Consider the following 4772-nt stretch of genomic DNA (forward strand, 5'->3'; position numbering starts at 1 on the left):
GACAGACCGACGCTGGACGTGCGTGCGGCTAAATTTGATGAAATTAGCGCTTTGGGGAGCAATGCTGATATGTTGACGCCAGACGCGCGCGTTGCGCCGCAAAATCTAAAGCTGCGCGCGCCCGATGTGTGGATCCACTCGCGCCGCAACTCTTATAATAAGCCCAATAGCAACTTCAAGCGGAAAAGAAAAATGTATAGCGAATGCGTCTGCTAGAAGCGAAGTAAAATCGGTACGATAAACGAGAGTAAAGTAAAAATTAAGCGGGCGGCAGGCTATTTTTTAGAAAATCAATGTACCTTAATAATCGCAAACAACAATCTGCGTAGAGCAAAAGAATAGCGAATTTATAAAATAATGAGCACAACAGGTGCGCGAATAGACTAAATTTTAACTTTCAATGTAGAGAGAGAATAATAGCCACCCTTATAGGCGTACGAAAGCAGAACTTCGCTCCAGCTTGCGCTGCAGCCGCATTAGCGAGACCATGCGAAAGCCCATCTCTAATAATACCCAATCCGTTACTCATCTTTTACTCCTTCTTCTGGATTGTTTTTAATCAAAATTCTATCTGAAAAATTTATAAAAAATATCAATAAAAGTAGAAAAACTAACACTTTTAAAAAGAATTTAAACTGTGCGGTCATCAAATATGGTCTTAACAATCTATGATCGAAATTATATCCCTTATATATCTTTCCATCTTTATTTTCAAGCTGTAAAATTTCATTATTACCTAATATATCTGGGCTCGGCTCGCCGTAAATTTTGATTTTTTGCCCTTTTAGCTTTTCATAAATATCGCTATCACTTTTGCTTATTTCATAAACTTTTTTCTTGCCGTTTTCTAGTTCTATATGTATTCGTCCGCCGCTTCCGCGAAAATTATAATAAACGTTTCTTAAAATTCCGGTATCTATCTCAAGCTCATTTAACTGCTTAGGCGACGTATCCGTTCTATAAATAGTAAAAAGCGTTCCGCACAGGACAAAAAGCAAACCATAACAGCCTATGCTAGCCACCTGTGCCGGCGGATGCGAAACTCCCCTGATAAAAACGCGTCTGTAAAATACATCGTAAAAATAATAGAAGAACCTTTTTATATATTTTGTATGAATTTCATAAAATTTCCCTTCATATTCTTTTGGATGTTTTATTGAGCCGATAATAAATTTGCTCTAAATTTACAAAATCTCCCGCTTTAAATTTTAAATCTGAAGAAATTTTATAACCAAGCAAAATTCAAAGATTAAATATACAAAATCGCCACGGCAGGGTTCCCACCTGCGTAGCTATAGCTCAGCGCCGTGAAGTATAAAATTTCATCCGCCCTACTCCTCAAACAGATTTCTCTCCGCAGTCTTTAGCACGCGACCGAGCGCCTCGCGCGCCTTGTCGGTTGCGATGCGGCCTTTGGCGGTCTTTTCAATGTAACCATTGGCGAGCAGATAGGGCTCGATGACGTCCTCGATCGTGCCCTCATCCTCGCTAAGCGCCGCTGCGATCGTGCTAAGCCCCAACGCACGGTGCTTGGCGTCAAATAAAATTTCCAAATATTTTATATCCATCTCGTCAAAGCCCTGCTCGTCCACGCCCAGCGCTTCAAGCCCTTCGCGCGCGCGATCGTGCGAGATAGCGCCCTCGTCGCGCACCTCAGCAAAATCGCGTATGCGGCGCAGTAGCCGTAGCGCGATACGCGGAGTGCCGCGGGAGCGGCGCGCGATCTCGGCACTGGCGTCGGCTGCGCTCTCCTTGCCGAGTTTAACCGAAGCGATCTGCACTATCCGCGCAAGCTCGGCGTGTGTGTAAAACTGCAAGCGAAACTGCATGCCGAAGCGATCCCGCAGCGGCGCCGAGATCATGCCCGCGCGCGTCGTGGCGCCGATGAGCGTGAAGTGCGGAATGTCGATCTTGATGGTCTGCGCGGCGGGACCCGAACCGATGATGATGTCGAGGCGGAAGTCCTCCATCGCCGAATACAGCACCTCCTCGATCGCGGGGCTTAGGCGGTGTATCTCGTCGATGAAAAGCACGTCGCCGCTTTGCAGGTTCGTTAAAATCGCCGCCAGATCGCCCGCCTTTTCGATCATCGGCGCGGCGGTAACCTTAATGGCGGCGCCCATCTGAGCGGCGATGATGTGCGCTAGCGTGGTTTTGCCAAGCCCCGGCGGCCCGTAGAAAAGCACGTGATCGAGCACGTCGGCGCGCTTTTTCGCCGCGGCGATCGCGATAGCGAGGTTTGATTTGATCTTTTCCTGCCCCACGTAATCCTCGAAGCTCGACGGGCGCAGCGAGCTCTCCACGCTCTCATCGAGCTGCATCTTTTCGATCTCTACAATTCTGTCCATAATCTCTCTTTAATCGTTTTTAAAATTTTAGCAAGTGTAGCGAAAAATGGCTAAATTTTGACAATTTTAAAGGGACGGATATTTGCGGGCGGAATAAAATTTGCCGCACGGAATTTTACGGTACGCGCTTGGGGCTGGGCTAAAAAGCAAAGCACCCGTCGCGAAAGACTGCGGAATTTTACCGCGGCGTTTTAAGGCTACGCTCATGCCGCCGCGCCCGCTATGCCTTGGTGCGGAATTTTATTGTGGCGGCTCCCAAACAGCGCGCTGAACGGTAACTGCGCTAAATTTTACGGCGCGGAATTTAATGCGTAGAATTTAAGAGGCTCTAGGCGTTTGCGAGCGGTGATTGCGGAGCGGCGGCGCGAAATTTGAGCGCGTAGAATTTAGCGGCGAAATTTAGCCGTTTGAAAAATACGCACGGAATTTTACGACGTAAAATTTGGCGCTTGGAATTTTGTGATATTAAATTTGGCGTCTGGAATTTTGCAGCGGAATTTTGCGACAAAATTTTGTCTCGTAGAATTTTAATGCGGATTTTGTTTTGCGGCAGCGAGACTTTAAATTCCGCGCTTCACGCTCCACGGCACGCAGCAGGTTAAAATTTCGTCTCACGTAGTCGGTTAAAATTTTGCAAGAAATTCTGTGTAGAATTTTATGCAGAATTTTGCCTTGCGCACTTGCGCGGCTAGGTAAAATTTCGCGCGAAATTTTACCTTTCAAAGCCGCTTAAAATTTGGCGCAGATATAATTTACCGCCAAGCCCAACGATAGCTTATGCGGCAAATTTAGCGCGAAATCGCGATTAAATTTAGCCGCACAGCGTCGCAAGCAATCCATCCCACTCGCCGCTACGTTTGGGGATGCTAAGCGTTATTTCGGTATCGCTAAGCTCTTTTATCGCAAGCTCCTTAACGCCCTCCAAATTTAGATATTTCGGGATACGAAGCGCTAAGGAGTTGCCGCTTTTAAATACTTTTAAAGTTTTGTCGTTAGCTGCTTTGACTTTCATCTATGCTCCTTTTATTTATTGATTTTGGAATATAAATTTTTAAAATTCCGACCTAAAATCCCACTACTGCTTATATTCAAACTCCTCGCTCGGGAAGCCCCCCTCTTTGACTTCGCGCGCATATTCGCGCACCGCGCCTTTTACCAGCTCGGCGCCGTCTAAATAGCGCTTAACGAATTTTGGCCGAAACTCCGTGAAAAATCCGCACATATCGCTCCACACGAGCACCTGTCCGTCTATGCCCGCGCCAGCGCCGATGCCGATGACCGGCACGTCGGTGCCGAGCGCTACTTGATTTGCGACCGAGCAGATCGTCCCCTCGACCAGCAGTAGCACCGCGCCCGCCTCGGCAAGCGCTCTGGCGTCGCTTAAGACCTCGCGCGCCCCCTCCTCACCGCGCCCGCTTACTTTGTAGCCGCCCGCAAAGCGCGAAAATTGCGGCTTTAGCCCGATGTGGCTCATCACGGCGATGCCGTTTCGATTAAGCAGCGCCACGGTATCTGCCATATGCGCGCCGCCTTCGATTTTGACGGCGTCGCAGCCGGTACTCTCATAGACTTTAGCGCAGTTTTGTAGCGCAAGCTCTGGCGTCGCGCACGAGCAAAACGGCATATCTACGACCATATACGCTCGCTTGAGCCCCCGCCTTACGGCGCGCGCATGATATATCATCTGCTCTACGCTTACGCCCAGGGTCTCGGAGTGCCCGCCGAAGCTCATATTTAGGCTGTCGCCTACGAGTACCATATCGACCTCGTTGTCGAAAATTTTAGCAAAAAGCGCGTCATAGGCGGTGATCATCACGATCTTCTCGCCAGATTTTTTCATCTCGTATAATTTAGAAAGCGTGATTTTTGACATTTTGACTCCTTTGCTCGGTTAAAATTTCGATGCAATTTTAACATAAGCCGAATTTGACATTTATAAAATTTTGAAGTAAAATGCGCGCGCATTCTTTCGGGGGTGACTTGGCTTCGACGGGAACGGATGGGTCAAGGCGGCATGTCGCTTTGGATACAGCGTATAAAATCCAAACTAAATTTAAACGCAAACAACGTTAAATTTGCTCCTGCTTACGCTAAAGCTGCGTAAGTCCAGTCGAGCCCTGCTCTGCGCCGATACTATCTAAGCGCGGCGGCGGGTAATCTGTGATAGCGTAGCTCTGCGGCGTGACGAGCCGCAGGGTGAAATCCTAGTCTTTGCGCCGGCGGTCGTTTTGGAAAGTGAGCGAGCCTGCGCGAGAACTTCACTTTTGCTAAACATGTAGAGGCTTTGGTCGTTTGTTTTCGGACTGCGGTTCAATCCCGCACACCTCCACCAATTAAGCTATCTTTAAGTTCCAATCACTTCTTTTTACTTCCCGTATATAGGTGCTTATCTTATATTTCGATTATTTTTCTCTCCTTTTGTTT

At 47.9% G+C, this 4772-nt stretch carries 6 protein-coding genes and 1 other RNA gene; 3 read left to right on the forward strand and 4 right to left on the reverse strand.

Annotation, left to right across the window (positions count from 1 at the left end; all coding sequences use genetic code 11):
• The coding region (locus Q0274_RS09850) for a hypothetical protein (protein ID WP_298029358.1) at positions 1 to 216 on the forward strand (216 nt) is incomplete at its 5' end.
• 305 nt (positions 217 to 521) lie between these two features.
• On the opposite strand, the gene Q0274_RS09855 is transcribed toward Q0274_RS09850, so the two are convergent.
• Both Q0274_RS09855 and ruvB read right to left on the reverse strand, forming a co-directional pair.
• Positions 522 to 998, reverse strand: coding sequence for a hypothetical protein (locus Q0274_RS09855; protein ID WP_298029359.1), 477 nt, complete (start codon positions 996 to 998; stop codon positions 522 to 524).
• 333 nt (positions 999 to 1331) lie between these two features.
• The gene (ruvB, locus tag Q0274_RS09860) at positions 1332 to 2348 is read right to left on the reverse strand and encodes a Holliday junction branch migration DNA helicase RuvB (RefSeq protein WP_005869246.1); all 1017 of its coding nucleotides are present in this window, start codon (positions 2346 to 2348) and stop codon (positions 1332 to 1334) included.
• Between the two features lie 407 nt (positions 2349 to 2755).
• Here ruvB and Q0274_RS09865 point away from each other — a divergent pair, with 407 nt between their 5' ends.
• Entirely contained in the window at positions 2756 to 2950 is a 195-nt protein-coding gene (locus Q0274_RS09865; RefSeq protein ID WP_298029361.1) for a hypothetical protein, read from the forward strand.
• Positions 2951 to 3159: 209 nt separating this feature from the next.
• On the opposite strand, the gene Q0274_RS09870 is transcribed toward Q0274_RS09865, so the two are convergent.
• Both Q0274_RS09870 and panB read right to left on the reverse strand, forming a co-directional pair.
• Positions 3160 to 3360 carry a hypothetical protein gene (locus Q0274_RS09870; RefSeq protein WP_298029363.1) on the reverse strand — a complete coding sequence of 67 codons (201 nt, stop codon included), beginning with the start codon at positions 3358 to 3360 and terminating at the stop codon, positions 3160 to 3162.
• A gap of 63 nt (positions 3361 to 3423) precedes the next feature.
• Positions 3424 to 4221 (reverse strand): 3-methyl-2-oxobutanoate hydroxymethyltransferase, encoded by a 798-nt coding sequence (gene panB, locus Q0274_RS09875; RefSeq protein WP_298029365.1) that lies wholly within the window; start codon positions 4219 to 4221, stop codon positions 3424 to 3426.
• Between the two features lie 98 nt (positions 4222 to 4319).
• On the opposite strand from panB, the gene ssrA reads away from it, so the two are divergent.
• Positions 4320 to 4680, forward strand: a transfer-messenger RNA (tmRNA) gene (gene ssrA / locus Q0274_RS09880).
• Positions 4681 to 4772: the final 92 nt, after the last annotated feature.

Source organism: uncultured Campylobacter sp. (assembly GCF_937973075.1).
Lineage (GTDB): Bacteria > Campylobacterota > Campylobacteria > Campylobacterales > Campylobacteraceae > Campylobacter_B.

Excerpts from the sequence above, each read along its gene's own strand:
- Q0274_RS09870 (WP_298029363.1), bottom strand. The coding sequence starts at position 3,360 with ATGAAAGTCAAAGCAGCTAACGACAAAACTTTAAAAGTATTTAAAAGC.
- ruvB (WP_005869246.1), bottom strand. The coding sequence starts at position 2,348 with ATGGACAGAATTGTAGAGATCGAAAAGATGCAGCTCGATGAGAGCGTG.
- panB (WP_298029365.1), bottom strand. The coding sequence starts at position 4,221 with ATGTCAAAAATCACGCTTTCTAAATTATACGAGATGAAAAAATCTGGC.